This is a genomic window from Streptomyces sp. CB02261 (genome assembly GCF_001905665.1).
In the GTDB taxonomy this organism is placed as follows: domain Bacteria; phylum Actinomycetota; class Actinomycetes; order Streptomycetales; family Streptomycetaceae; genus Streptomyces.
In genome coordinates this window covers 135,052-158,875 of record NZ_LIVX01000014.1, presented here as the reverse complement: position 1 = coordinate 158,875, position 23,824 = coordinate 135,052, and the positions used below count along the sequence as shown (strand labels likewise).

Annotated in this window: 24 protein-coding genes; 20 read left to right on the top strand and 4 right to left on the bottom strand. The window is 72.6% G+C overall.

Annotated elements, in window-relative coordinates:
* Positions 1 to 298 precede the first annotated feature (298 nt).
* From AMK29_RS33820 to AMK29_RS33755, 14 genes are all read left to right on the top strand, one after another.
* Complete coding sequence (locus tag AMK29_RS33820) at positions 299 to 1,948, top strand: CTP synthase (RefSeq protein WP_073819893.1); 1,650 nt, start codon at positions 299 to 301, stop codon at positions 1,946 to 1,948.
* A 78-nt stretch (positions 1,949 to 2,026) separates the two neighbouring features.
* Entirely contained in the window at positions 2,027 to 2,653 is a 627-nt protein-coding gene (locus tag AMK29_RS33815) for an NUDIX domain-containing protein (protein ID WP_073819892.1), read from the top strand.
* A 179-nt stretch (positions 2,654 to 2,832) separates the two neighbouring features.
* Positions 2,833 to 4,818 (top strand): tetratricopeptide repeat protein, encoded by a 1,986-nt coding sequence (locus AMK29_RS33810; RefSeq protein WP_241845809.1) that lies wholly within the window; start codon positions 2,833 to 2,835, stop codon positions 4,816 to 4,818.
* Positions 4,819 to 4,966: 148 nt separating this feature from the next.
* On the top strand, positions 4,967 to 6,082 hold the full coding sequence (ald, locus tag AMK29_RS33805; protein WP_073819890.1) for an alanine dehydrogenase: 1,116 nt from the start codon (positions 4,967 to 4,969) through the stop codon (positions 6,080 to 6,082).
* 448 nt (positions 6,083 to 6,530) lie between these two features.
* Complete coding sequence (locus AMK29_RS33800) at positions 6,531 to 7,556, top strand: ParA family protein (protein WP_030212665.1); 1,026 nt, start codon at positions 6,531 to 6,533, stop codon at positions 7,554 to 7,556.
* Positions 7,541 to 8,047: a hypothetical protein gene (locus AMK29_RS33795; protein ID WP_241845808.1), complete on the top strand. Its 507-nt coding sequence runs from the start codon at positions 7,541 to 7,543 to the stop codon at positions 8,045 to 8,047. Before AMK29_RS33800 ends, AMK29_RS33795 begins: the two co-directional genes overlap by 16 nt.
* 45 nt (positions 8,048 to 8,092) lie before the next feature.
* The gene (locus tag AMK29_RS33790; RefSeq protein WP_073819888.1) at positions 8,093 to 9,325 is read left to right on the top strand and encodes a segregation/condensation protein A; all 1,233 of its coding nucleotides are present in this window, start codon (positions 8,093 to 8,095) and stop codon (positions 9,323 to 9,325) included.
* A complete protein-coding gene (scpB, locus tag AMK29_RS33785; protein WP_073819887.1) occupies positions 9,322 to 9,924 on the top strand; it encodes an SMC-Scp complex subunit ScpB in 603 nt (200 codons plus the stop codon). Before AMK29_RS33790 ends, scpB begins: the two co-directional genes overlap by 4 nt.
* Positions 9,924 to 11,270, top strand: coding sequence for a pseudouridine synthase (locus AMK29_RS33780; protein WP_073819886.1), 1,347 nt, complete (start codon positions 9,924 to 9,926; stop codon positions 11,268 to 11,270). The genes scpB and AMK29_RS33780 overlap by 1 nt, the downstream gene beginning before the upstream one ends.
* Before the next feature lie 148 nt (positions 11,271 to 11,418).
* Positions 11,419 to 12,072 (top strand): nicotinamide riboside transporter PnuC, encoded by a 654-nt coding sequence (pnuC, locus tag AMK29_RS33775; protein WP_073819885.1) that lies wholly within the window; start codon positions 11,419 to 11,421, stop codon positions 12,070 to 12,072.
* Positions 12,069 to 13,148, top strand: a complete 1,080-nt coding sequence (locus tag AMK29_RS33770) for an AAA family ATPase (protein WP_073819884.1) — start codon at positions 12,069 to 12,071, stop codon at positions 13,146 to 13,148. Before pnuC ends, AMK29_RS33770 begins: the two co-directional genes overlap by 4 nt.
* A complete protein-coding gene (locus tag AMK29_RS33765; RefSeq protein WP_073819883.1) occupies positions 13,145 to 13,882 on the top strand; it encodes an NUDIX hydrolase in 738 nt (245 codons plus the stop codon). The genes AMK29_RS33770 and AMK29_RS33765 overlap by 4 nt, the downstream gene beginning before the upstream one ends.
* A gap of 44 nt (positions 13,883 to 13,926) precedes the next feature.
* Positions 13,927 to 14,910 carry an ADP-ribosylglycohydrolase family protein gene (locus AMK29_RS33760; protein WP_073819922.1) on the top strand — a complete coding sequence of 328 codons (984 nt, stop codon included), beginning with the start codon at positions 13,927 to 13,929 and terminating at the stop codon, positions 14,908 to 14,910.
* 3 nt (positions 14,911 to 14,913) lie between these two features.
* A complete protein-coding gene (locus AMK29_RS33755) occupies positions 14,914 to 15,684 on the top strand; it encodes a nucleotidyltransferase domain-containing protein (protein WP_073819882.1) in 771 nt (256 codons plus the stop codon).
* Between the two features lie 51 nt (positions 15,685 to 15,735).
* Here AMK29_RS33755 and AMK29_RS33750 read toward each other — a convergent pair whose 3' ends face one another.
* Together AMK29_RS33750 and AMK29_RS33745 are read right to left on the bottom strand one after the other, a co-directional pair.
* Complete coding sequence (locus AMK29_RS33750; protein ID WP_073819881.1) at positions 15,736 to 16,425, bottom strand: nucleotidyltransferase domain-containing protein; 690 nt, start codon at positions 16,423 to 16,425, stop codon at positions 15,736 to 15,738.
* Positions 16,426 to 16,435: 10 nt separating this feature from the next.
* Positions 16,436 to 16,933, bottom strand: coding sequence for a Rieske (2Fe-2S) protein (locus AMK29_RS33745; protein ID WP_073819880.1), 498 nt, complete (start codon positions 16,931 to 16,933; stop codon positions 16,436 to 16,438).
* 293 nt (positions 16,934 to 17,226) lie between these two features.
* Between AMK29_RS33745 and aroH the strand changes: the two genes are divergently transcribed.
* From aroH to der, 5 genes are all read left to right on the top strand, one after another.
* A complete protein-coding gene (aroH, locus tag AMK29_RS33740) occupies positions 17,227 to 17,595 on the top strand; it encodes a chorismate mutase (RefSeq protein WP_073819879.1) in 369 nt (122 codons plus the stop codon).
* A complete protein-coding gene (locus AMK29_RS33735) occupies positions 17,592 to 18,680 on the top strand; it encodes a prephenate dehydrogenase (protein ID WP_073819878.1) in 1,089 nt (362 codons plus the stop codon). The genes aroH and AMK29_RS33735 overlap by 4 nt, the downstream gene beginning before the upstream one ends.
* 138 nt (positions 18,681 to 18,818) lie before the next feature.
* A complete protein-coding gene (gene cmk / locus AMK29_RS33730) occupies positions 18,819 to 19,484 on the top strand; it encodes a (d)CMP kinase (RefSeq protein ID WP_382618792.1) in 666 nt (221 codons plus the stop codon).
* Positions 19,439 to 20,149, top strand: a complete 711-nt coding sequence (locus AMK29_RS33725; protein WP_382618790.1) for a lysophospholipid acyltransferase family protein — start codon at positions 19,439 to 19,441, stop codon at positions 20,147 to 20,149. The genes cmk and AMK29_RS33725 overlap by 46 nt, the downstream gene beginning before the upstream one ends.
* A gap of 70 nt (positions 20,150 to 20,219) precedes the next feature.
* The gene (gene der / locus AMK29_RS33720; protein WP_030551426.1) at positions 20,220 to 21,668 is read left to right on the top strand and encodes a ribosome biogenesis GTPase Der; all 1,449 of its coding nucleotides are present in this window, start codon (positions 20,220 to 20,222) and stop codon (positions 21,666 to 21,668) included.
* A 79-nt stretch (positions 21,669 to 21,747) separates the two neighbouring features.
* On the opposite strand, the gene AMK29_RS38055 is transcribed toward der, so the two are convergent.
* Together AMK29_RS38055 and AMK29_RS33710 are read right to left on the bottom strand one after the other, a co-directional pair.
* On the bottom strand, positions 21,748 to 22,068 hold the full coding sequence (locus tag AMK29_RS38055) for a hypothetical protein (protein WP_073819921.1): 321 nt from the start codon (positions 22,066 to 22,068) through the stop codon (positions 21,748 to 21,750).
* Between the two features lie 155 nt (positions 22,069 to 22,223).
* The gene (locus AMK29_RS33710; RefSeq protein ID WP_073819875.1) at positions 22,224 to 23,006 is read right to left on the bottom strand and encodes a hypothetical protein; all 783 of its coding nucleotides are present in this window, start codon (positions 23,004 to 23,006) and stop codon (positions 22,224 to 22,226) included.
* Between the two features lie 215 nt (positions 23,007 to 23,221).
* Here AMK29_RS33710 and AMK29_RS33705 point away from each other — a divergent pair, with 215 nt between their 5' ends.
* On the top strand, positions 23,222 to 23,824 hold the full coding sequence (locus AMK29_RS33705; RefSeq protein WP_073819874.1) for a LysM peptidoglycan-binding domain-containing protein: 603 nt from the start codon (positions 23,222 to 23,224) through the stop codon (positions 23,822 to 23,824).

Below are 23,824 nucleotides of genomic sequence, written 5' to 3'. Positions count from 1 at the left end.
GAGCCCTACTCCCTGTGTCCCGTTGCCAAGTGTGGTCCGTCCTGTCGCTGATCAGAGGGTGCCCCCTTTCCGTCGGGAGGGTTCGCCCCGCCCGCGCGTCGCCGTCCGTGTACACCCGACTGCCGCGTGTGGCCGGAAGCGGTCTCCCGATGTCGCTGATACCCTGGTACCCCGTGGACCGGTGGGAAACGGCGACAGCCGAGGACCCCGAAACCGCAGCGACGGCACCCCCCGATTCTTCCGGAGGGCACGCCGGTACGCACCTCCAGAACGCGACCACGGGAGCCCCCTCTTGGCGATGCCGCCCAAAACCACGACGACCAAGCACATCTTCGTCACCGGGGGTGTCGCCTCCTCCCTCGGCAAGGGCCTGACCGCCTCCAGCCTGGGTGCGCTCCTCAAGGCCCGGGGCCTTCGGGTCACGATGCAGAAGCTCGACCCGTACCTGAACGTCGACCCGGGCACGATGAACCCCTTCCAGCACGGCGAGGTGTTCGTCACCAACGACGGCGCCGAGACCGACCTGGACATCGGCCACTACGAGCGCTTCCTCGACGTCGACCTCGACGGCTCGGCCAACGTCACCACCGGCCAGGTCTACTCGCAGGTCATCGCCAAGGAGCGGCGCGGCGAGTACCTCGGTGACACCGTGCAGGTCATCCCGCACATCACCAACGAGATCAAGTCCCGGATCCGCCGCATGGCGACCGACGACGTGGACGTCGTCATCACCGAGGTCGGCGGCACGGTCGGCGACATCGAGTCGCTGCCGTTCCTGGAGACCGTCCGTCAGGTCCGCCACGAGGTCGGCCGCGACAACGTCTTCGTCGTGCACATCTCGCTGCTGCCCTACATCGGCCCCTCCGGCGAGCTGAAGACCAAGCCGACCCAGCACTCCGTCGCCGCCCTGCGGAACATCGGCATCCAGCCCGACGCCATCGTGCTGCGCGCCGACCGGGACGTCCCGACCGCCATCAAGCGCAAGATCTCGCTGATGTGCGACGTCGACGAGGCCGCGGTGGTCGCCGCCATCGACGCCAAGTCGATCTACGACATCCCGAAGGTGCTGCACACCGAGGGCCTGGACGCCTACGTCGTCCGCAAGCTCGACCTGCCCTTCCGCGACGTGGACTGGACCGTCTGGGAGGACCTCCTGGACCGCGTCCACAACCCGGAGCACGAGGTCACCGTCGCGCTCGTCGGCAAGTACATCGACCTGCCCGACGCCTACCTCTCGGTCACCGAGGCCATGCGGGCCGGCGGCTTCGCCAACAAGGCGCGGGTCAAGGTCAAGTGGGTCACCTCCGACGACTGCAAGACCCCGGCCGGCGCGGAGAAGCAGCTCGGCGACGTCGACGCGGTCCTCATCCCCGGCGGCTTCGGCGACCGCGGTGTGAGCGGCAAGGTCGGCGCGATCCAGTACGCCCGCGAGAACAAGGTGCCGCTGCTCGGCATCTGCCTCGGCCTGCAGTGCATCGTCATCGAGGCGGCCCGGAACCTGGCCGGCATCCCCGAGGCCAACTCCACCGAGTTCGACCCGGCCACCGCGCACCCCGTCGTCTCGACGATGGAGGAGCAGCTCGCGTACGTCGAGGGCGCCGGCGACCTGGGCGGAACGATGCGCCTGGGCCTGTACCCGGCGAAGCTCGCCGAGGGTTCGATCGTCCGCGAGGTCTACGAAGACCAGCCGTACGTGGACGAGCGTCACCGTCACCGCTACGAGGTGAACAACGCCTACCGCGCGGAGCTGGAGAAGAAGGCCGGTCTGGTCTTCTCCGGCACCTCCCCGGACAACAAGCTCGTCGAGTACGTCGAGTACCCGCGCGAGATCCACCCCTACCTGGTCGCCACCCAGGCGCACCCGGAGCTCCGCTCGCGCCCGACCCGCCCGCACCCGCTCTTCGCGGGCCTGGTCAAGGCGGCCGTGGAGCGCAAGACGGCGAAGTAGGACGGCGCGTTAACGTTGCCGGGGTACGGGTCCCTCTCAGGGGCGCGTGCCCCGGCTTTCGTATGTGGGAGGACGCAGATGGAGTTGCAGGACACCCCGGAGGAGTGGCGGGTCGTCGACACGGCGATCCCGTTCCAGGGGAACAAGACGAGCGTCCGCACGGACGACGTGGTCATGCCGGACGGCACGGTCGCGCGCCGCGACTACCAGGTCCACCCCGGCTCGGTGGCCGTCCTGGCCCTCGACGAGGAGGACCGGGTCCTGCTCCTCAAGCAGTACCGGCACCCGGTGCGGCAGAAGCTCTGGGAGATCCCGGCGGGGCTCCTCGACGTACCCGGCGAGAACCCGCTGCACGCCGCCCAGCGCGAGCTGTACGAGGAGGCGCACGTCAAGGCCGGGGACTGGCGGGTCCTGACCGACGTCTACACGACGCCGGGCGGCTGCGACGAGGCGGTACGGATCTTCCTGGCGCGCGATCTGGCGGAGGCGGAGGGGGAGCGCTTCGCGGTCGCGGAGGAGGAGGCCGACATGGAGCTGGCGCGCGTTCCGGTCGCCGACCTCGTGCGCGGGGTCCTCGCGGGTGAACTCCACAACAACTGCCTCGTGGTCGGGGTCCTGTCGCTGGCCGCCGCGCGGGCGGGGGAGGGGCTCGACGCGCTGCGGCCGGCGGAGGCGCCCTGGCCGGCCCGGCCCTTCGAGGCGTAGCCCGGGCGGGCTCGATGCGCCCGGTGGGGTGGGGCGGTATGACCATCTGCTGATCCGATCGGGGGACGTGCCCGCCCTGCTCCGCCGGGTCCGTGTCGTGCCCTGAACTACGCTCGGAATCGCCCGTGCGGAGACCCCCGCGGGATCGGCTCGTGCGCAGGTGGACGGGAGCGTGGCCCGTGACGGATCAGGCGGTGGCGGCGGCCGGCAGTCGACAGTTCTTCGGCCGGCAGCGGGAGTTGAAAGCCCTGCGCGCCGACATCGAGCGGACCGGCCTCGACACCCTCACCGGCCGCAAGGCGCCCCGCGCCCGGGTCCTGCTCATCGCGGGCAAGCCCGGCTCCGGACGGACCGCGCTCGCCGAGGAACTGGCCGCGGGGCTCGCCGACCGCTACCCCGACGGGATCTTCCGGGCCCGGCTCACCGAGCCCTGCGGCGCCCCCGTGCCCACCGCCCGCGTCGCGCAGGAACTCCTCGCCGTCCTCGGTGTCGCCGAACCCCCCGGCGCCGCCGAGGACGAGCTGACCGAACTGGTCCGGGGCGCTCTCGCCGAACGCCGGGCCGTCCTGATCCTCGACGACGCCGTGGACGCCGCACAGGCGGACCCGCTGATCCCCGACAACCCCGACGTCCTGGTGGTGGGCGTCGCCCGGGGCCCGCTCACCGGCATCGCCGACGTACGCCCCTGCACGCTCGGCGGGCTCGACCCCAAGTCCGCCATCGAGCTGCTCACCGCCTTCACCGGCTCCGTCCGCATCACCGTCGACCCCCAGGCGGCCGAGACCCTCGTCGAGGAGTGCGGCGGCCTGCCCGGCGCGGTCGTCCTCGCCGGCGGCTGGCTCTCCCGCAACCCCAAGGCCTCCGTCGCCGACCTCGCCAAGCGGCTGCACGGGCTCGGCGGCGACCCGCTCACCCGGAGCTTCCTGCTCGCCCACGAGGCGCTGCCCGCCACCGCCGCCCGGATACTGCGCTACCTGTCCCTCGCCCCGCTGGGCCGGGCCGACGCCCACACCGCGTCCGCCCTGGCCGGCTGCTCGGTCTCGGCCGCCGAGACCACCCTCGCCGACTTCGCCGCCCTGGGGCTCGTCTCGGGCGGGGAGGACGGACAGTACGAGGTGCCCGGCCATCTCGTCCCCCTCCTGCGCACCCGCCTGGAGGAGAGCGACCGGCCCGCGGAGGTGCAGCTCGCGCGGGCCCGGATGCTGGAGCGGACCGTACGGCTCCTCCAGTCCTGCCGTGCGGTCACCGAGCCCGAGGGCTCGCCCGCGCGCCGGAAGCTGGCCGGCCTGCCGCGCGCCCTGCGCTTCCCGAACGCGGCCGCCGCGGGCCTCTGGCTGCGGTCCCGGCAGCCCGTCCTCCTCGCCTCGGCCCGGCTCGCCGTCGCCGACGGAGAGCTGGACACCCTCGCACGCCGCCTGGTGGCGTCCCTGGTCCGGGCGCTCGCCGCGCACCGGGGCGCCGAGGCGGCCGCGCCCGAGCTGTACGGACTGCACCAGCTGGTCCTGGACGTGGCCGAGCGGCGGGGGCTGCACCGGGAGCGGGCCGCCGCCCTGCTGAACCTGGCCGATCTCGATGCCAGGACCGGCAGGACGAAGGACGCACTTCTGCGATATCGGTCGGCTTTGGATGCCGGACGCGCAGCAAATGATCCGTATGCGACCGGTCGCGCGATGGAATCCGTAGGTGGCTCCTATCAGGAGCTCGGCGACTGGCAGCGGGCCGGTGACTGGTACGGGCGGGCGCTCGCCCAGCGCCTGGCCCGGGACGAGCGGGCGGACCAGGCCCGGCTCTACGCCCGTCTCGGCGCCGTACAGACCTATGCGGGCCGGTACGGCGAGGCCCTGCGGAACTGGCGCGCGGCGGCGGCCGGCTACCGACGGCTCGCCGATCTCCCGGGCTACGCGCGGGCGTTGAGCGAGGCCGCCCGGGTCCAGGAGTACGCGGGACGGCCCGAGGAGTCCCTGCGGACCTGTGAGGAGGCGGTGGAGTGGGCCCGGCGGGCCAAGGACACCCGGCTCCAGGCCGCGCTGCAGCTCCGGCTGGCCGACACCCTCGACCGGCTGGGGGACCCGGCGGCGGCCGGTCTGCACCGGGCCGCAGCCGAGAGACTGCTGGAAACAGCAAGATCCGCCTACGAAATCCGCAGTGGGTTCGTCGAAGATTAGTACTTTGAAAGGCTAGACAGGGGGAACTCCTTCATTAGACTGGGTGCGCCGCGTTCGAACGTGGTCTGCCCTGGTGTGCCGCAGTGTGGCCGGGTATGTATCGCAGTGCCCCAGATATCCCTCCCTGATTCAAGGACCGTGATCGACGATGAAGGTCGGCATCCCCCGCGAGGTCAAGAACAACGAGTTCCGCGTGGCCATCACCCCTGCCGGTGTCCACGAGCTCGTCCGCCACGGCCACCAGGTCTTCATCGAGCAGAACGCCGGTGTCGGCTCCTCGATCACGGACGGGGAGTACGTCGCCGCCGGCGCCGAGATCCTCCCCACCGCCGACGAGGTCTGGGCCATCGCCGACCTGCTGCTCAAGGTCAAGGAGCCGATCGCGGAGGAGTACCACCGCCTCCGCAAGGACCAGACGCTCTTCACCTACCTGCACCTCGCCGCGTCCAAGGAGTGCACGGACGCGCTGCTCGCGTCGGGCACGACCGCCATCGCGTACGAGACCGTCGAGACCGCGGGCCGCGCCCTTCCGCTGCTCGCCCCGATGTCCGAGGTCGCGGGCCGCCTGGCCCCGCAGGTCGGCGCGTACCACCTGATGCGTTCGGTCGGCGGCCGCGGCGTCCTCCCCGGCGGCGTCCCCGGCACCCACGCCGGCGAGTGCGTCGTCATCGGCGGTGGCGTCTCCGGCTGGAACGCCACCCAGATCGCCGTCGGCATGGGCTTCCACGTGACCCTGCTCGACCGTGACATCAACAAGCTCCGCGAGGCCGACAAGATCTTCGGCACCAAGGTGAAGACGATCGTCTCCAACGCCTTCGAGCTGGAGAAGGCCGTCGTCGAGGCCGACCTCGTCATCGGCGCCGTCCTCATCCCGGGCGCCAAGGCCCCGAAGCTGGTCACCAACGAGCTCGTCGCCAAGATGAAGCCCGGAAGTGTCCTTGTCGACATCGCGATCGACCAGGGCGGCTGCTTCGAGGACTCCCACCCGACCACCCACGCCGAGCCGACCTTCCAGGTCCACAACTCGGTCTTCTACTGCGTCGCCAACATGCCGGGCGCGGTCCCGAACACCTCCACCTACGCCCTCACCAACGCCACGCTGCCCTACATCGTGTCGCTGGCGAACAACGGCTGGGTCGAGGCGCTGCGCCGTGACGCCGCGCTCGGTCTGGGCCTCAACACCCATGACGGCAAGGTGGTTTACAAGGAGGTCGCCGAGGCGCACGGCCTCGAGCACGTGGAGCTGAGCAGCCTCCTGGGCTGACCCCCCGAGGCGTCGCCGTCAACGCGTGCCGTCAATCCGCGCACCGGCCGGACCTTGTTCGACAAGGTCCGGCCGGACGTGTGTCCGGACCCGGCGAAACGTTCGGCCAACTCGCCTCGAACGTAACTGTTTAACCGTTTCGCACACCCCTGAAACGTGTGGATGCATGCCTGCGCACCCTTGACAGAGAGGTGTTCGGTTGCCGACACATCGGGCCGGGTCCGGCGGATTGTGTTGCTGCGGACCGGTGACACGCCATAGAGTCGCCAACCGTCGGCATGGTGCCACGCTGACCTATCGATAAATGTTCCTGGTGACATCCAAGGAGGTAAGACGACTTGTGAATGAGTCGACAATTACTCCCGGGAGCGGTGCGCCAGGTGCTCCGATCGGCTCCGTCGCGGTGCGGACCTTCGCGACGCACCAGCCCATGACGACAGCCCACACGATGAAGACGATGGACGGCCTACACGTGAACGCCACGGCCGGCAACGAGATGGGCCGAGAGTCCACCCACTTCGCCGCCTACGACGAGGTGCCCGAGGGGCACTTCTACGACCCCGACGCCGAGTACGAGCCCGACCCGGAGTACGCGGCCACCCTCGCACCCGACGCTGCCCGCCAGCGCCGCGAGCGGATCGGCCCCACCGGACGGCCGCTGCCGTACTTCCCGATCCCGGGTCCACTGACCGACCACGGCCCCGCGAAGATCATCGCGATGTGCAACCAGAAGGGCGGCGTCGGCAAGACCACGTCGACCATCAACCTGGGTGCCGCGCTCGCGGAGTACGGACGACGGGTGCTGCTCGTCGACTTCGACCCGCAGGGAGCCCTGTCGGTCGGCCTCGGCGTGAACCCGATGGAGCTCGACCTCACCGTCTACAACCTGCTCATGGAGCGGGGCATGTCGGCGGACGAGGTGCTCCTCAAGACCGCCGTGCCCAACATGGACCTGCTGCCGAGCAACATCGACCTCTCGGCCGCCGAAGTCCAGCTCGTCAGCGAGGTCGCGCGGGAGTCGACGCTCCAGCGCGCCCTGAAGCCGCTGATGAACGACTACGACTACATCGTGATCGACTGTCAGCCCTCGCTCGGCCTGCTGACCGTGAACGCCCTGACGGCGGCTCACAAGGTGATCGTGCCGCTGGAGTGCGAGTTCTTCGCCCTGCGCGGCGTGGCCCTGCTGACCGAGACCATCGAGAAGGTCCAGGAGCGGCTCAACCCCGAGCTGGAGCTCGACGGCATCCTCGCCACGATGTACGACTCGCGGACCGTGCACAGCCGTGAGGTCCTCGCGCGCGTCGTCGAGGCCTTCGACGACCACGTGTACCACACGGTCATCGGACGGACCGTGCGCTTCCCGGAGACCACCGTCGCCGGCGAGCCCATCACCACGTACGCCTCCAACTCCGTGGGCGCCGCCGCCTACCGCCAGCTCGCCAGGGAGGTGCTCGCCCGGTGTCACGCCGAGTGAGTCTGCCCGGCGCCGACGAACTCTTCCGTACGACCGGGGGGACGGCGCTGCAGGCGTCCGCACCCCGCCGGGCCGTCCCGGCACCGGCGGGCGAGAGCGCCGCGCAGGCGGCCGAGGGCTCCGGCTCCGCGGAGCACGCGGCGGCGGACTCCGAGGCCGCGGAACCGCGCGCCCGGACGGCGGAGGCCGAGAGCGCCGCCTCCAAGGCCGCGCCCTCCGCCGCCGTACCCGCCCCGGCGGCGCGGCGGCGCGGTGGCCGCACCCCGAACCGGCGGCCCAGCGGTCGCGAGCGCCACGACGAGAAGATCACGGTCTACGTCTCCGCCGAGGAGCTGATGGACCTGGAGCACGCCCGGCTCGTGCTGCGCGGTGAGCACGGGCTCGCCGTCGACCGCGGCCGGATCGTCCGGGAGGCCGTCGCGGTCGTCCTGGCGGACCTGGAGTCCCGCGGCGACGCGAGCATCCTCGTCCGCCGCCTGCGCGGCCGCTGACGGTAGCCTGCGGGCTGCCACGCTCCTCGTTCCCCCTGGACCTCCATGCACCACGCCTCCGACGAAACGTCCCGCCCGCCGCGCCGCCGCGTCCTGGGGCGGGGGCCGGGCGAGGAGGCGGGGGACGGCCCCGAGGCGGGTGCCACCGGCCCCGACCCCGGGCCCCCGGTCGATCGCGGCCCCGGCCCGGAGGCCGACGGCCGGCACGAACAGGCAGACGGGCGCGAGGACGGCGCCGGGGACGCCGACGGCCGTGTGGACGTCGGGCCCGGTGAGGACGGCGGCGGCGCGTCACCGGCCGACGACGGCACGGCCGAGACGCTCGGCACGTCCAGGACGGTGGGCACGGTCGGCCCGGGCGAGGCTCCCGGCACGGCCGAGACGGTCGGCACGGCTGAGACGGCGGGCTCGGTCGACACGGCCGAGGGTCCGCGCGCGGCCGGCACCGCCGAGGGCGCCCCGCCTGACGCCGGCGGTGGGCGGTTCACCGTGCGGCTCTCGAACTTCGAGGGGCCCTTCGATCTGCTGCTCCAGCTGATCACCAAGCACAAGCTCGACGTCACCGAGGTCGCCCTCTCCCAGGTCACCGACGAGTTCATGGCGCATCTGCGCGCCCTCGGGCCCGACGGGGACCTCGACCAGACCACGGAGTTCCTGGTCGTCGCCGCCACCCTGCTCGACCTCAAGGCCGCCCGGCTGCTGCCCGCCGCCGAGGTGGAGGACGAGGCGGACCTCGCCCTCCTGGAGGCCCGCGACCTGCTCTTCGCCCGGCTCCTCCAGTACCGGGCGTACAAGCGCATCGCAGCCATCTTCGAGGAGCGCTGGGAGACCGAGGGGCGCCGGCACCCCCGTACCGTCGGACTCGAACCGCACCACGCCGAGCTGCTCCCCGAGGTGGTCATCTCCATCGGCGCAGAGGGCTTCGCCAGGCTGGCCGTCAAGGCCATGCAGCCGAAGCCCGAGCCCCAGGTGTACGTCGACCACATCCACGCCCCGCTCGTCAGCGTGCGCGAGCAGGCCGACGTGGTCGTCGCGCTGCTGAGAGAGCGCGGGACCGCGCTCTTCCGGGAGCTGATCGAGGACGTGGGCGACGACACCCTCACCGTCGTCGCCCGCTTCCTGGCCCTCCTGGAGCTCTACCGGGAGAAGGCGGTCGCCCTCGACCAGGAGACCGCCCTGGGGGACCTCACGGTCTCCTGGACCGGCGGGGACGGTGAGACCCGCGTCACCGACGAGTTCGACCAGGTACCCGAGCGAGAAACGGAGGCTCCGCGGTGAGCGACCTCAGGCCCGCCCTCGAAGCCGTCCTCATGGTCGTCGACGAACCCGCTACCGAGGCCCATCTGGCCAAGGTCCTGGAGCGCACCCCCCGCGAGGTGGCCGACGCCCTGCGCGAGCTCGCCGACGAGTACACCGCCCAGGGCCGCGGCTTCGAGCTGCGACGGGTGGCCGGGGGCTGGCGCTACTACACCCGCGCCGCGTACGCACCGGCCGTCGAGGCCTTCGTCCTGGAGGGGCAGCAGGCCCGGCTCACCCAGGCGGCCCTCGAGACCCTCGCGGTCGTCGCGTACCGCCAGCCGGTCAGCCGTTCCAGGGTCTCCGCGGTCCGCGGGGTGAACTGCGACGGCGTGATGCGGACCCTCCTCCAGCGGGGTCTGGTGGAGGAGACGGGCGCGGAACCCGAAACAGGTGCGATCCTGTACAGGACGACGAACTACTTCCTGGAGCGGATGGGCCTGCGCGGCCTGGACGAGCTCCCCGAGCTCGCGCCCTTCCTCCCCGAGGCGGAGGCGGTCGAGCCGGACTCACTGGAGGGCGTTCCGTCGTTCGATCCGGATGCACCGGATCGTGAGGACGACGACAAGACGGAAGTTTGATGCGAAGCAGCAGCGGCAGGAACAGCAGCGGAAACAACGGCGGGAGCCGTGGTGGCAACAGCGGCGGCCGCGGCGGCAGCAGCGGTGGCGGTCGCGGTGGCAGCGGCGGTGGCGGCGGTGGCGGTGGCTACCGCGGCTCCGGTGGCAGCGGCGGCAGCGGCGGCGGTGGCGGTTACCGGGGCTCCGGTGGCGGCAGCGGCTCCGGTGGCGGTGGCTACCGGGGTGGCAGCGGCTCCGGTGGCGGCAGCGGCTCCGGCGGTGGCGGCGGGTACCGCGGCGGCGGCTCCGGCTCCGGTGGCGGTGGCTACCGGGGTGCCGGTGGCGGCGGCCGCGACGACCAGCGCCCGAGCAACCCGCGCCGGCCTCGCCCCGAGGAGCGCTCCTACGACGTGAGCGGCCCCTCCGAGGCCCCGAAGAAGGGTCGCGGCGCCTCGGCGCGCGGCGGCGCCAAGGGCGGCCCCAAGGCCCCCCAGGGCGGTACGCCGCCCCGTCGCGGCCCGCACGGGCAGCGGCAGGCCCCGGCCCGCTCGCGCGAGCTCGACGCCAAGATCGAGCAGCGCAACCGGGAGCGGTACGAGAACCGGCCCGAGATCAAGACCCCGAAGACCTTCCCCGGCGCCGAGCAGGAGGGCGAGCGGCTGCAGAAGGTCCTCGCCCGTGCCGGCATGGGTTCGCGCCGCGCCTGCGAGGAGCTCGTCGAGCAGGCCCGCGTCGAGGTCAACGGCGAGATCGTCCTGGAGCAGGGCAAGCGCGTCGACCCGGAGAAGGACGAGATCAAGGTGGACGGCCTGACCGTCGCCACCCAGTCGTACCTGTTCTTCGCGCTGAACAAGCCGGCGGGTGTCGTCTCCACCATGGAGGACCCGGACGGCCGCCAGTGCCTCGGCGACTACGTCAACAACCGTGAGACCCGGCTGTTCCACGTCGGCCGGCTCGACACGGAGACCGAGGGCATCATCCTGCTCACCAACCACGGTGAGCTGGCCCACCGCCTCACGCACCCGAAGTACGGCGTGAAGAAGACGTACCTGGCCGCCATCACCGGCCCGCTGCCCCGCGAGGTCGGCAAGCGGCTCAAGGACGGCATCCAGCTGGAGGACGGCTACGCGCGCGCCGACCACTTCCGCGTGGTCGAGCAGACCGGCAAGAACTACCTGGTCGAGGTCACGCTGCACGAGGGCCGCAAGCACATCGTGCGCCGCATGCTGGCCGAGGCGGGCTTCCCCGTCGAGAAGCTGGTCCGGACCGCGTTCGGCCCGATCGCCCTGGGCGACCAGAAGTCGGGCTGGCTGCGCCGCCTGACCAACACGGAGGTCGGCATGCTGATGAAGGAAGTCGGCATGTAGGGCTCTGCCCCACCGACCGAGAGACAGACGGAGAAGCCCGTGACCGCCCGGCGGTCACGGGCTTCTCCGTCTCCCCGGCCCCGCTTTTCGGGCTTGTGGCCGGGGCCCGACCCCCTTTATAGTCAACATGACTCTTAAGGAGGCGGGCGTGAGCCTCGCGAGCATCCTCGAACCCCTGCAGCAGCCGCTCTTCACCGTCCTGGACACCCCGGTCAGCTGGGCCGAGGTCCTGGGCTTCGGCAGCGGAGCGCTCTGCGTCTGGCTGGTCGCCCGCCAGCACCTCGCGAACTGGCCGATCGGCATCGCCAACAACCTGTTCTTCGTCCTGCTCTTCACGCAGGCGGGGCTCTACGCCGACGCCGGCCTCCAGATCGTCTTCATCACCCTCGCCGTGTACGGCTGGTGGACCTGGACCCACGGGGGTGGACCAGGCTCCGACGCCCTCCCGGTGCGCCGCACCACGCGCACCGAGTGGACGTGGCTGATCACGGCGGGGGTGGTGGGGACCCTCGCCCTCACCCTGCTGCTCGACCGCGCCACCGACTCGACCGTCCCCTTCTGGGACGCCCTGACGACCGCGCTCTCCCTCATGGCGACGTACGGCCAGTGCCGCAAGCGTCTGGAGTCCTGGTGGCTGTGGATCGCCGCCGACGTGATCTACGTACCGCTGTACGCCCACAAGGAGCTGTACCTGACCTCCCTGCTGTACGTCGGCTTCATGACGCTCTGCGTCCTCGGCCTGCGCGGCTGGACCAAGGACCTCGACGCCCGGCGGGCCGTCCCGGTGGGGGCGGCGGCATGAAGCGCCACGGACACGGCCTGGTCCTCGGCAAGTTCTATCCGCCGCACGCCGGCCATCACCATCTCGTCGAGACCGCGCTCGCCCGCTGCGAGCGCCTCACCGTCCTCGTCTGCGCCTCCTCCGTCGAGTCCGTCCCGCTCGAGGAGCGCGTCGCCTGGATGCGCGAGATCCACCCCGACGCCCTCGTCGTGGGCGCCGTCGACGACATCCCCGTCGACCTCCACGACCCCGACGTGTGGGACGCCCACATGGCCGTCTTCCGGTCCGCCGTACGCGAACCCGTCGACGCCGTCTTCACCTCGGAGCCGTACGGGGAGGAACTCGCCCGCCGCTTCGGCGCCGAATCCGTCTGCGTCGACCCCGGGCGCACCCGCTTCCCCGTCTCCGGCACCGCCGTCCGCGCCGACCCCGCCGGCTGCTGGGACTTCCTGAAGGCGCCGGTACGGGCGGCCCTGACCCGGCGGGTCGTCGTCCTCGGCGCCGAGTCCACCGGCACCACCACGATGGCCCTCGCCCTGACCGACCACTACCGGCGGCGCGGTGGCGTCTGGGCCCGTACCCGGTACGTACCGGAGTACGGCCGCGAGTACAGCGAACTCAAGCTCGCCGAACTCCGCGCCGAACACCCCGGCGCCACCTGGGCCGACGTCGCCTTCCACTCCTCCGACTTCCCCGTCATCGCCCAGCGCCAGGCCGAACTGGAGGAGGAGGCCGCCCGCGACGGCTCGCCCGTCCTCTTCTGCGACACCGACGCCTTCGCCACCACCATCTGGCACGAGCGGTACATGGGCACCGCGAGCCCCGCCACCGGCGAGGTCGCCGCCCTCGGCCGGCAGCACCTCTGGCTGCTCACCGACCACCGGGGCGTCGACTTCGAGGACGACGGACTGCGCGACGGGGAACACCTGAGGCCCTGGATGACCGCCCGCTTCCTCACCCAGCTCGCCCACACCGGCCGCCGCACCGCCGTCCTCAGCGGACCCCACGAGGAGCGGCTCGCGGCCGCCGTCGCCGCCGTGGACGCGCTGCTCGCCGAGGGCTGGCACCTCACCGACCCCCTGCCGGAGCGCCGATGACCGGCCACCGGCTGCCCGAGGGCTACGACCCGCGCGCCTTCGAACCCTTCGCCGTCACCGCCGACCTCGCCGTCCTCACCGTCCGCGAGGAGCGCCTCCACGTCCTGCTCGTCGAGCGCGGCCAGGAGCCGTACGCCGGATCCTGGGCGCTCCCCGGCGGATTCGTGCTGCCCCGCGAGTCCGCCGAGCGGGCCGCCCGGCGCGAACTCGTCGAGGAGACCGGCCTGTCCGAGGCCACCGTCGCCGGGCTCCACCTCGAACAGCTCCGCACCTACAGCGAGCCGGACCGCGACCCGAGGATGCGCGTCGTCTCCGTCGCCTTCACCGCGCTCGTCCCCGACCCACCCGAGCCGCGCGGTGGCGGCGACGCGGCCCAGGCGCGGTGGCTGCCGTACGACACCGTCCGGGACCTCGCCTTCGACCACGACCGGATCCTCGCCGACGCCCACGAACGGGTCGGCGCCAAACTGGAGTACACCTGCCTCGCGACCGCCTTCTGCCCGCCCGAGTTCACCCTCGGCGAGCTGCGGCAGGTCTACGAGACGGTCTGGGGCGTCGAACTCGACCGCCCCAACTTCCGGCGCAAGGTCCTCACCACGCCCGGCTTCGTCCAGGCCGTGGAAGGACCTCCGCGCCTCACCGGCGGACGGGGGAAACCGGCCGCTCTCTACCGGGCGGGCGAGGCCACGGCCCTCCACCCGCCCCTCCTGCGACCGGAAGGACGATCCTCGTGAACCACACACGCACCGCGACCAAGCAGGCCGCGACCGGCTCCCTGATGGGGCTCGCGCTCGGCGACGCGCTGGGCTTCCCGACCGAGTTCAACGATGTGCCGTCGATCCTCGCGAAGGCCGGGCCCTGGCGGGAGATGGCGCTGCCCGTCACGGGAGGCACGGCGTACGTCACCGACGACACCCAGATGACCCTCGCCTTCGCCCGGGGCATCCGCACCGCCATGGACCGCGGCCTGCTCGACCCCGAGCGCCTCGCCGGCCCCGTACGGGAGGGGTTCATCGACTGGTACCGCTCCCCGGAGAACAACCGCGCCCCCGGCAACACCTGCCTCACCGCCTGCCGGCTCCTGATGCTCGACACGCCCTGGCAGGACGCCTCCCAGATCGGCTCCAAGGGCTGCGGTGCCAACATGCGGGTCGCGCCCATCGGGCTCGTCCCCGGACTGAGCGACGAGCAGCGGGCGGGCGCCGCTCAGCTCCAGTCCGCCCTGACCCACGGTCACCCGACCGCGCTCGCCGCGTCCGACCTCACCGCCCGCGCCGTGTACCTGCTCGCCCAGGGCGTGGACCCGGCCGGACTCGTCGGACAGCTGCGCTCGTACGCGTACGAGAACCGCTCCCGCTACCACGAGCACTGGCTCGGCGACCTCTGGACCCGCTCCCAGGACGCCTCCGCCGTCTCCTTCGTCCAGCGGGGCTGGGACGAGTGCCTGGCGATCCTGGAGCGCCTCGACGCCGTCCAGCGCACCGCCGACCCGGAGCTCGACCCCTGCACGTACACGGGGGACGGCTGGATCGCGGAGGAGGCCCTCGCGACCGGGCTCCTCAGCTTCCTCCTCTTCCCCGGGGAGCCCCTCACCGCCCTCCGCAGGGCCGCCTGCACCCGCGGCGACTCCGACTCGATCGCCGCCCTCGCGGGCGCCTTCGCCGGGGCCCACCTCGGTGCCGACGCCTGGCCCAAGGAATGGGAGGAGCGCATCGAGTACCGGAGCGACCTGCTGACCCTCGGAGCGCTCTGGGACTCTTGAGCCATGACCCTCTCCCTGGAGTCCGCGCTCGACGCCGACCTCGGCGCCGTCGTGGCCGAGCAGCCCGACCCCCTGCTCTTCGCGACCGTCTCCGGCGCGCACCTGTACGGCTTCCCGTCCCGCGACTCGGACGTGGACCTGCGCGGCGCGCACCTGCTGCCGGCGGACGCCCTGGTCGGGCTGCGGGAACCCGAGGAGACCCGCAGCCGGATGTGGGACCGCGACGGGGTCGAGATGGACCTCGTCACCCATGACCTGCGGAAGTTCGCCCGGCTGATGCTGCGCCGCAACGGCTACGTCCTGGAGCAGCTCACCTCTCCGCTCGTCGCCCACACCACGGAGACCCACGCCGAGCTGGTCTCCCTCGTGCCCGAGGTGCTCACCCGGCACCACGCCCACCACTACCGGGGCTTCGCCGGGACGCAGTGGCGGCTCTTCGAGAGCAGCGGAGAGCTGAAGCCGCTCCTGTACACCTACCGGGCACTGCTCACCGGCATCCATCTGATGCGTGCGGGAGAGGTGCAGGCCCATCTGCCGACCCTGGTCGGGGAGGTGGCCGAGGCACCCGCGCGGCTGCCCGACCTCGTGGCGGCGAAGGCGGCGGCCGAGCACGGGCCCGCGGAGGTGCCGGTCGAGGACGTACGGGCCGAGACGGAGGCCCTGCACGCGGTCCTCGACGAGGCCCAGGCCGCGTCCGGGCTCGCGGAGTCGGCGGAGCGCGCCCACGACCTGCTGCACGACCTCGTCGTACGGGTCCGCCTCGACGCCCGCTAGCGGACGCCCGGCCGGACCGTGTCGAAGGCCGGGGCGAGCGCGGAGGCTCGGTCAGACCGTGTCGAAGGCAGAGGCCCGGCGGGCGCGGATCAGGAAGTCCTGTACGCGCGCGTGGTCCGGCGCGGCCGGGAGCGGGGTCGTGTCGTGGGCGCGGTCGGCCTCCTCCTGGAGGCGGTCCATCCAGGACTCGACCTCGGACCAGGACAGCTCACCGCGCTTGACCGCGAGCAGCCGGTCGCGCTCCTCGCCGACGTCGATGCGCAGCTCGCCCGAGCGCAGCAGGTCGCGGCAGCTCGTCAGGAGCCGCAGCAGGTGCATGGCGTGCTTCCAGCGCGGGTGGCCGTACTGGCGGACGTCCGCGTCGAGCTTGCGGCGCTGGCCGCCCGCGTACCGCACGAAGGTCTGGTGCGCCTGGCGGGACAGGAACGCCCCGCGCAGCGAGAGCAGTTCGCGGCCGAGGTCGTCGACGTGCTCGACCAGCGGGGAGTGGAGGCACTCCAGGACGTTCGGGTTGTTGCGCAGGGCCAGCTCGCAGAATCGTTCCAGCTCCCAGCTGAACTGCTCCTCCGAGGGCCCCTCCACATGCGCGGGAGGCTTCTCGAAGTGCCAGAACAGCGGCGTCGGGGCGAGATACACGCCCCGGACGTCCGTGTCGCTGCCCTCGGTCGCGAGGCCGAAGGCGCGCGACCCCATGACGCAGGAGTAGATCGTGTGGTCGCGCACCAGCTCGTCCGGAGTCATGCGCGTCAGGCTACGCGAGGGTGATCGAGTCCCCCGAGACGGTGATCCGCTTCGGCGGGAGCGGGCGGGTGGCGGGCCCCTTCGCCACCGAACCGTCCGCGATACGGAACTTCGAGCCGTGGCAGGGACAGTCGATCGTGCCGTCCGCGACCTTGTTCACCGTGCAGCCCTGATGCGTGCAGATCGCGGAGAACGCCTTGAACTCCCCGGCCACGGGCTGGGTGACGACCACCTTCTCCTTCGCGAAGACCGTGCCGCCGCCGACCGGGATCGCGGAGGACTCGGCCAGCGGGGCGCCGGTCGCCGTGGCCTCGGCGGAGGGGGAGGCGGGGGAGGGCGAGGCCGCGGAAGGGGAGGCGTCCGCCGGGGGAGACGCGGTGTCCGGGGCGCCCGGCGTGGCCGGCGCGCCGGTGCTCGTACCGTCGCCCCCGTCGTCCGAGCCGCAGCCCGTCGTCAGGGCCGCCGCGGCGAGCAGGACGGTACGGCGAGGGGTGGCGCGTGAAGTCATGCCGCCAGCTTGGCCGTGCGCCGCCCCCCGGTCCCGCAACACGCCTGGACACGGCGTCGGGCTCCCCCGCACGGCGGTCCGCCCCCGCCCTTACCCCGAGTGGCGGAGCACCCCGGCCCGGGTGACGTCGAGGGCTCCCTCGCGCGCATCACCCGCCGGCAGCGGCATCCGACCGCCCCCGGGCCCCCGCCGGGGCGGCCCGTCCCCCGTCTCGGAGGGCGGGCCGCCGAGACGCGCCGCCCCCGCCGCTGACTAGGCTGAACGGAGCACTGACGCAGGCGAAGGAGCACGACGTGGCGGTACGAGCGGTCCGAGGAGCCGTCCAGCTGGAGCGGGACGAGGCCGGGCACATGCGCGAGCAGGTCGAGGAACTGCTCACCGCCGTCCTCGCGCGCAACGACCTCACCGCCGACGACCTGATCAGCATCTGGTTCACGGCCACGCCCGACCTCCACAGCGACTTCCCGGCCGCCGCGGCCCGGGGCATCGGGATCGGCATGGCCGACGTACCCCTGCTCTGCGCACAGGAGCTCGCCATCGAGGGCGCGATGCCGAGAGTCGTCCGGCTCCTCGCCCACGTCGAGACCGATCTGCCCAAGTCCCGGATCGCGCACGTCTACCTCGGCGCCGCGGCCGCCCTGCGCAAGGACATCGCCCAGTGAGAACAGCGCTCGTCATCGGAACCGGACTGATCGGCACCTCCGCCGCGCTCGCCCTCGCGGGCCGGGGCGTCACCGTCCACCTGCGCGACCACGACCCGGCGCGGGCCCGGACGGCCGCCGCGCTCGGCGCGGGCACCGACGAGAAGCCCGAGGGCCCCGTCGACCTCGCGATCGTCGCCGTACCCCCGGCGCACGTGGCCGGCACCCTCGCCGAGGCCATGGCGGCCGGTGCCGCCCGCGGCTACCTGGACGTGGCCAGCGTCAAGGGCGGCCCCAAGCGGGAGCTGGAGGCGCTGGGCCTCGACCTCACCGCGTACATCGGTACGCACCCCATGTCCGGCAAGGAACGCTCGGGCCCGCTCGCGGCGACCGCCGACCTCTTCGAGGGCCGGCCCTGGGTCCTCACCCCGACCCGGGACACCGACACCGAGGTCCTGAACCTCGCCCTGGAGCTCGTCGCCCTCTGCCGGGCCGTGCCCGTCGTCATGGACGCCGACGCCCACGACCGGGCCGTCGCCCTGGTCTCCCACACCCCGCAGCTCGTGTCCTCCATGGTCGCCGCGCGCCTGGAGGAGGCCGACGAGTCGGCCGTACGCCTCTGCGGGCAGGGCATCCGGGACGTCACCCGGATCGCGGCCTCAGATCCCCGCATGTGGATCGAGATCCTCTCCGCCAACCCCGGCCCCGTCGCCGACGTCCTCTCCGGCGTCGCCGCCGACCTCGACGAGACCGTGCGCGCCCTGCGCTCCCTGCAGTCCGCCGACGAGGACGAGCGCCGTGACGGCGCCTCGGGCGTCGAGGACGTCCTGCGCCGCGGCAACGCCGGGCGCTCCCGGGTCCCCGGCAAGCACGGTGCCGCGCCCACCGCGTACGAGACCGTCGCCGTCCTCATCAGCGACCAGCCGGGCGAGCTCGCCCGCATCTTCGCGGACGCGGGGCGTGCGGGGGTCAACATCGAGGACGTCCGCATCGAGCACGCGACGGGGCAGCAGGCGGGGCTCGTGCAGCTGATGGTGGAACCGTCGGCCGCGCCGGCGCTGGGCGCGGCCCTCCAGGAGCGCGGCTGGTCCCTCCGCCCGAACTGACGCCCGCGCCCCGCCGGGCCAGGGTCCCCGGGGCGCTGGGCCGAACGGGTGCCGGGGACTCGGTAACCTTGTGGTGGCCCCCCGCATCTCCGCCGGGTCCCGCCACTCACCCAGGAAGGTGTTCCCACCGTGGAATCCGTGATCGTCGCCATTGACGGGCCCTCCGGCACGGGCAAGTCCAGCACCTCCAAGGCGGTCGCCGCCAAGCTGGGGCTGAGCTACCTGGACACCGGCGCCCAGTACCGGGCGATCACCTGGTGGATGATCAGCAACGGGGTCGACGTGCACGACGCCGAGGCCGTGGCCAACGCCGCCGCCAAGCCGGTCATCGTCTCCGGCACCGACCCGGCCCGGCCCACCATCACGGTCGACGGAGCCGACGCCGCCGGCCCCATCCGTACCGAGGAGGTCACCTCCAAGGTCAGCGCCGTCAGCGCCGTCCCCGAGGTGCGGGAGCTCATCACCGAGCTCCAGCGGACCATCGCCAAGGACGCCGAGCTCGGCATCGTCGTCGAGGGCCGGGACATCGGCACCACGGTCCTGCCCGACGCCGACCTGAAGATCTTCCTCACCGCCTCGCCCGAGGCCCGTGCCGCCCGCCGCTCCGGCGAGCTCAAGGGCGTCGACGTGCACGCCACCAGGGAAGCCCTGATCAAGCGGGACGCGGCCGACTCCAGCCGGAAGACCTCCCCGCTCGCCAAGGCCGACGACGCCGTCGAGGTCGACACCACCGACCTCACCCTGGACCAGGTCATCGAGTGCGTCGTCACCCTCGTGGACGAGAAGCGGACGGCCGTCAAGTGACCCTGCCCTCCGAGAGGGGCGCCGCCGTCGGCCGACGCATCGGCATCGGTCTGATGTACGGTTTCTGGAAGCCGCGCGTCCTCGGCGCCTGGCGGGTGCCGGCCTCCGGCCCCGTCATCCTCGCCGTCAACCACGCGCACAACATCGACGGCCCCATGCTCATGGGCACCGCACCGCGGCCCGTGCACTTCCTCATCAAGAAGGAAGCCTTCGTCGGGCCCCTCGGGCCCTTCCTGGAGGGCATCGGCCAGGTCAAGGTCGACCGCGACAGCACCGACCGCCACGCGATAGGCAACGCCCTGGGCGTCCTGGAGCAGGGCGGCGTCCTCGGGATCTTCCCCGAGGGCACCCGCGGCGACGGCGACTTCGCCTCGCTCCGCGCGGGCCTGGCCTACTTCGCCGTCCGCAGCGGCGCGCCGATCGTCCCGGTCGCGGTCCTGGGGACCACCGGGCGGGACGGGCGGGAGGAATCGGCGCGCCGGGGACGGTTGGTCAAGGCACTGCCTCCGCTGCGCAGCCGTGTCGACGTCGTCTTCGGCGACGCCTTCGAGGCGGGTGACGGCTCCGGCCGGCGCACACGCAAGGCGCTCGACGAGGCCACCGTACGGATCCAGGGGAAGCTCACCGACCACCTGGAAAACGCCAGGCGCCTCACCGGGCGCTGAGCGAGACTCTCAGTAGTGGGCCCCGCGGCCCGGGGACCCACCGACCACGAATGATCAAGGAACGGACTTCATGAACGACCAGCACGACCACGGGGCACTTGGCGACGCCGAGTACGCGGAGTTCATGGAGCTCGCCTCGGAAGAGGGCTTCGACGTCGAAGAGGTCGAGGGCGCGATCGAGGAGGCCGGCCACGGCCCGCTTCCCGTTCTCGCCGTCGTCGGCCGCCCGAACGTCGGCAAGTCGACCCTGGTGAACCGCATCATCGGCCGCCGCGAGGCCGTCGTCGAGGACAAGCCGGGCGTCACCCGCGACCGCGTCACCTACGAGGCCGAATGGGCCGGGCGCCGCTTCAAGGTCGTCGACACCGGCGGCTGGGAGCAGGACGTCCTCGGCATCGACGCCTCCGTCGCCGCCCAGGCCGAGTACGCCATCGAGGCCGCCGACGCCTGTCTCTTCGTCGTGGACGCCACCGTCGGCGCCACCGACACCGACGAGGCCGTCGTCAAGCTGCTCCGCCGCGCGGGCAAGCCGGTCGTCCTCGCCGCCAACAAGGTCGACGGCCAGTCCGGCGAGGCGGACGCCGCCATGCTGTGGTCGCTCGGCCTCGGCGAGCCGTTCCCCGTCTCCTCGCTGCACGGCCGCGGCACCGGCGACCTCCTCGACGAGGTCCTGAGGAAGCTGCCCGAGGCCCCCGAGCAGCGCTTCGGCAACGCGGTGGGCGGCCCGCGCCGCATCGCCCTCATCGGCCGTCCGAACGTCGGCAAGTCCTCCCTGCTCAACAAGGTGGCGAACGAGGACCGGGTCGTCGTCAACGAACTGGCCGGCACCACCCGCGACCCGGTCGACGAGCTGATCGAGCTCGGCGGCGTGACGTGGAAGTTCGTCGACACCGCCGGCATCCGCAAGAAGGTCCACCTCCAGGAGGGTGCGGACTACTACGCCTCCCTGCGTACGGCCGCCGCCGTCGAGAAGGCCGAGGTGGCCGTCATCCTCATCGACACCACCGACAACATCTCGGTCCAGGACCAGCGCATCATCACGATGGCGGTCGAGTCGGGCCGCGCCATCGTCATCGCCTACAACAAGTGGGACGAGCTCGACGAGGAGCGCCGCTACTACCTCGAGCGCGAGATCGAGACGGAGATGCAGCAGGTCGCCTGGGCGCCCCGGGTCAACGTGTCCGCCAAGACCGGCCGCCACATGGAGAAGCTGGTCCCGGCCATCGAGACCGCCCTCGCCGGCTGGGAGACCCGCGTCCCCACCGGCCGGCTCAACGCCTTCCTCGGCGAGATCGTCGCCGCCCACCCGCACCCGATCCGCGGCGGCAAGCAGCCCCGCATCCTCTTCGGTACGCAGGCGGGCACCAAGCCGCCCCGGTTCGTGCTCTTCGCCTCGGGCTTCCTGGAGGCCGGCTACCGACGCTTCATCGAGCGCCGCCTCCGCGAGGAGTTCGGCTTCGAGGGCACCCCGATCCACATCTCGGTCCGGGTGCGCGAGAAGCGCGGCCGCAAGAAGTAGCACCCACGAGGTGACACACGGCTGAGGGCCGGGGCGAATCGCCCCGGCCCTCAGCCGTGTCCCACCGGTGTCGCCCCGGCTAGAAGCCCCTGCGGGGCCCCGGCGGCAGCGCCACCTGTGTCGGGGGGTGCTGCTGCGCCGACCATGCCGTCGGATACGCCGACGCGTAGCGGAGCCCGTGTCCGTGGACGCCCGTGCTCACCGTCGTACCGAAGGCCCGGAAGGGCACGTCCTCCTCGCCGCTGCGGTCACCCGGCAGCGTGCGGAACGTCCTGCGGTACTCCGAGTACAGGGCGTCGTAGATCGGCGTGGGCGAGGTGCCCGCCGTGACGTCCTGCGCGGGGCGCATCGAAGGGATCTGACTCGGATACGGCTGGGGGAAGGGGTCGTATGCGTGCACGTAGGTGCCAACGACCCCGCCGCCCGTCGGATGCGGGCGGCTCTCCGAATGGGGCGCCCGCCGGGGACGCGGCACGGTCGGGACCCCCGACGCCGAGGAGCCCGTCGGCACGCCGGGGACCCGCGCCCACCCTATGCCCGGCCGGCGGTCGTCCATCAGGTACCGGCCAGCGGCATCGCGGCGGCGACCAGGCGGCCGTTCGCCGCGGCCTTCTCCAGCGCGTCCCGGAGCAGGTCCTCGCGCGGCTGCTGGCCGATCGAGCCCACGGGGGCGGCGAAGACCAGCACCGTGTGCGACTTGTTGGCCGCCGCGCGCCAGCCCTCGGTGACCTGGAGCGGCTGGTGCGCCTGCCACCAGGCGGCCTGACCGGCGCCGCCGGGGCCCGGCTGGAGGACGGAGTGCAGCTGGCCCATGGCGACCAGGACCGACCAGCCCGGCAGCACCGCGGGCCGCTCGTTCAGGTCCATGATCTGCTGGAAGCCCTGTTCGGCGAGGAGCGGCAGGAACTCGTCGGTGAGACCGTCCGAACCCGGTCGGGCCACCGGGGCGGTCGGCTCCACGACGAGCGCCGGGTGCAGCTCGCCCTGGATGAGGACGAGACCGCTGGTGACGCCGAGCACGGCCTGCTCGGGGTGGGCGGCGGACAGCGCGTCGGCGGTGTCGGCGGCCGTGATGGAGGCGACGGCGCCCTGCAGCTGCTCCTCCGCGACCCGGACGACCTGCGAGGGGATGCAGGTGGCGTGGGCGAACGCGAGCACCGCGGTCTCCTCGCCGACGAACAGCACCGTGCTGGTGCGCTCCTGCTCGGAGTCCCCCGGCGTGCGGCAGGAGGTGCAGTCGTAGCTGCCCGGGGCGTTGTCGCCGGCGAGCAGCCGGTCCGCTTCTTCGTCGCCGATCTCGGCGCGTACGTCCTCGCTGACGTCGAGCATGCGCGGCACGGGGGGCTCCCTGGACTCGGTACGGGGGGACGCCGGGCCGTTCCCGTCGTCTCATGCCGAGTTCAACGGGTCAGGCTCGGCCGGGGTCACGCGCGGAAGCGAGGCAACTTGCCGGGGGCTCGTGCGGCGGGGCGGGTGACTCCGACCGGGTGGGGTGTGAACGGTGTTCCGCGCGGCACGGACCGGGGCGCCGGGCCGCTGCCTAGCCTGCCTCGATGTCGAAGATCCGATTTTGGACGACCGGTTCCCTCGTGGTGGCGTCCGCGGCCGCACTGCTGTCCCTGGCCCCGGCACCCGTCCAGGCCCGGGAGGCACCGCGCGCGCCCCGGGACGTGTCCGCCGCGCCGTCGACCGTGTCCGGCGGGCTCCGCGCGGGCGCGGCCGTGCCGGCGTACCCCTGCGCGAAGGACCAGTGGCCGTGGGGCTGTGTCGCCTTGTGCGAGAGCAGCGGCGACTGGCACATCAACACCGGCAACGGCTTCTACGGCGGGCTCCAGTTCTGGCACCCGACCTGGGTCGAGCACGGCGGGCTCACGTACGCCGCGCGGGCCGACCTGGCCACCCGCGCCGAGCAGATCACCGTCGCGGAGGAGGTCCTCCGCACCCAGGGGTGGGGGGCCTGGCCCGTCTGTTCCAAGCGGTACGGCCTCAGTGGACGCGTCCACACCGTGCAGCGCGGTGACACGCTCAGCTCCGTCGCCCGGCGCTTCGGGATCAAGGGCGGCTGGCAGGCGCTGTACGCGGCGAACCGGAGCCTGATCGGGGCCGACCCGAACCGGGTCCTCGTCGGGACCATGCTGCGGATCGCTCCGCTCTGA

Bases quoted from the DNA above. Each gene is read 5' to 3' on its own strand.
- AMK29_RS33820 (WP_073819893.1), top strand. From the start codon at position 299: ATGCCGCCCAAAACCACGACGACCAAGCACATCTTCGTCACCGGGGGT.
- AMK29_RS33815 (WP_073819892.1), top strand. From the start codon at position 2,027: ATGGAGTTGCAGGACACCCCGGAGGAGTGGCGGGTCGTCGACACGGCG.
- ald (WP_073819890.1), top strand. From the start codon at position 4,967: ATGAAGGTCGGCATCCCCCGCGAGGTCAAGAACAACGAGTTCCGCGTG.
- AMK29_RS33800 (WP_030212665.1), top strand. From the start codon at position 6,531: ATGAAGACGATGGACGGCCTACACGTGAACGCCACGGCCGGCAACGAG.
- AMK29_RS33790 (WP_073819888.1), top strand. From the start codon at position 8,093: ATGCACCACGCCTCCGACGAAACGTCCCGCCCGCCGCGCCGCCGCGTC.
- AMK29_RS33780 (WP_073819886.1), top strand. From the start codon at position 9,924: ATGCGAAGCAGCAGCGGCAGGAACAGCAGCGGAAACAACGGCGGGAGC.
- AMK29_RS33770 (WP_073819884.1), top strand. From the start codon at position 12,069: ATGAAGCGCCACGGACACGGCCTGGTCCTCGGCAAGTTCTATCCGCCG.
- AMK29_RS33765 (WP_073819883.1), top strand. From the start codon at position 13,145: ATGACCGGCCACCGGCTGCCCGAGGGCTACGACCCGCGCGCCTTCGAA.
- AMK29_RS33760 (WP_073819922.1), top strand. From the start codon at position 13,927: ATGGGGCTCGCGCTCGGCGACGCGCTGGGCTTCCCGACCGAGTTCAAC.
- AMK29_RS33755 (WP_073819882.1), top strand. From the start codon at position 14,914: ATGACCCTCTCCCTGGAGTCCGCGCTCGACGCCGACCTCGGCGCCGTC.
- AMK29_RS33750 (WP_073819881.1), bottom strand. From the start codon at position 16,425: ATGACTCCGGACGAGCTGGTGCGCGACCACACGATCTACTCCTGCGTC.
- AMK29_RS33745 (WP_073819880.1), bottom strand. From the start codon at position 16,933: ATGACTTCACGCGCCACCCCTCGCCGTACCGTCCTGCTCGCCGCGGCG.
- der (WP_030551426.1), top strand. From the start codon at position 20,220: ATGAACGACCAGCACGACCACGGGGCACTTGGCGACGCCGAGTACGCG.
- AMK29_RS33705 (WP_073819874.1), top strand. From the start codon at position 23,222: ATGTCGAAGATCCGATTTTGGACGACCGGTTCCCTCGTGGTGGCGTCC.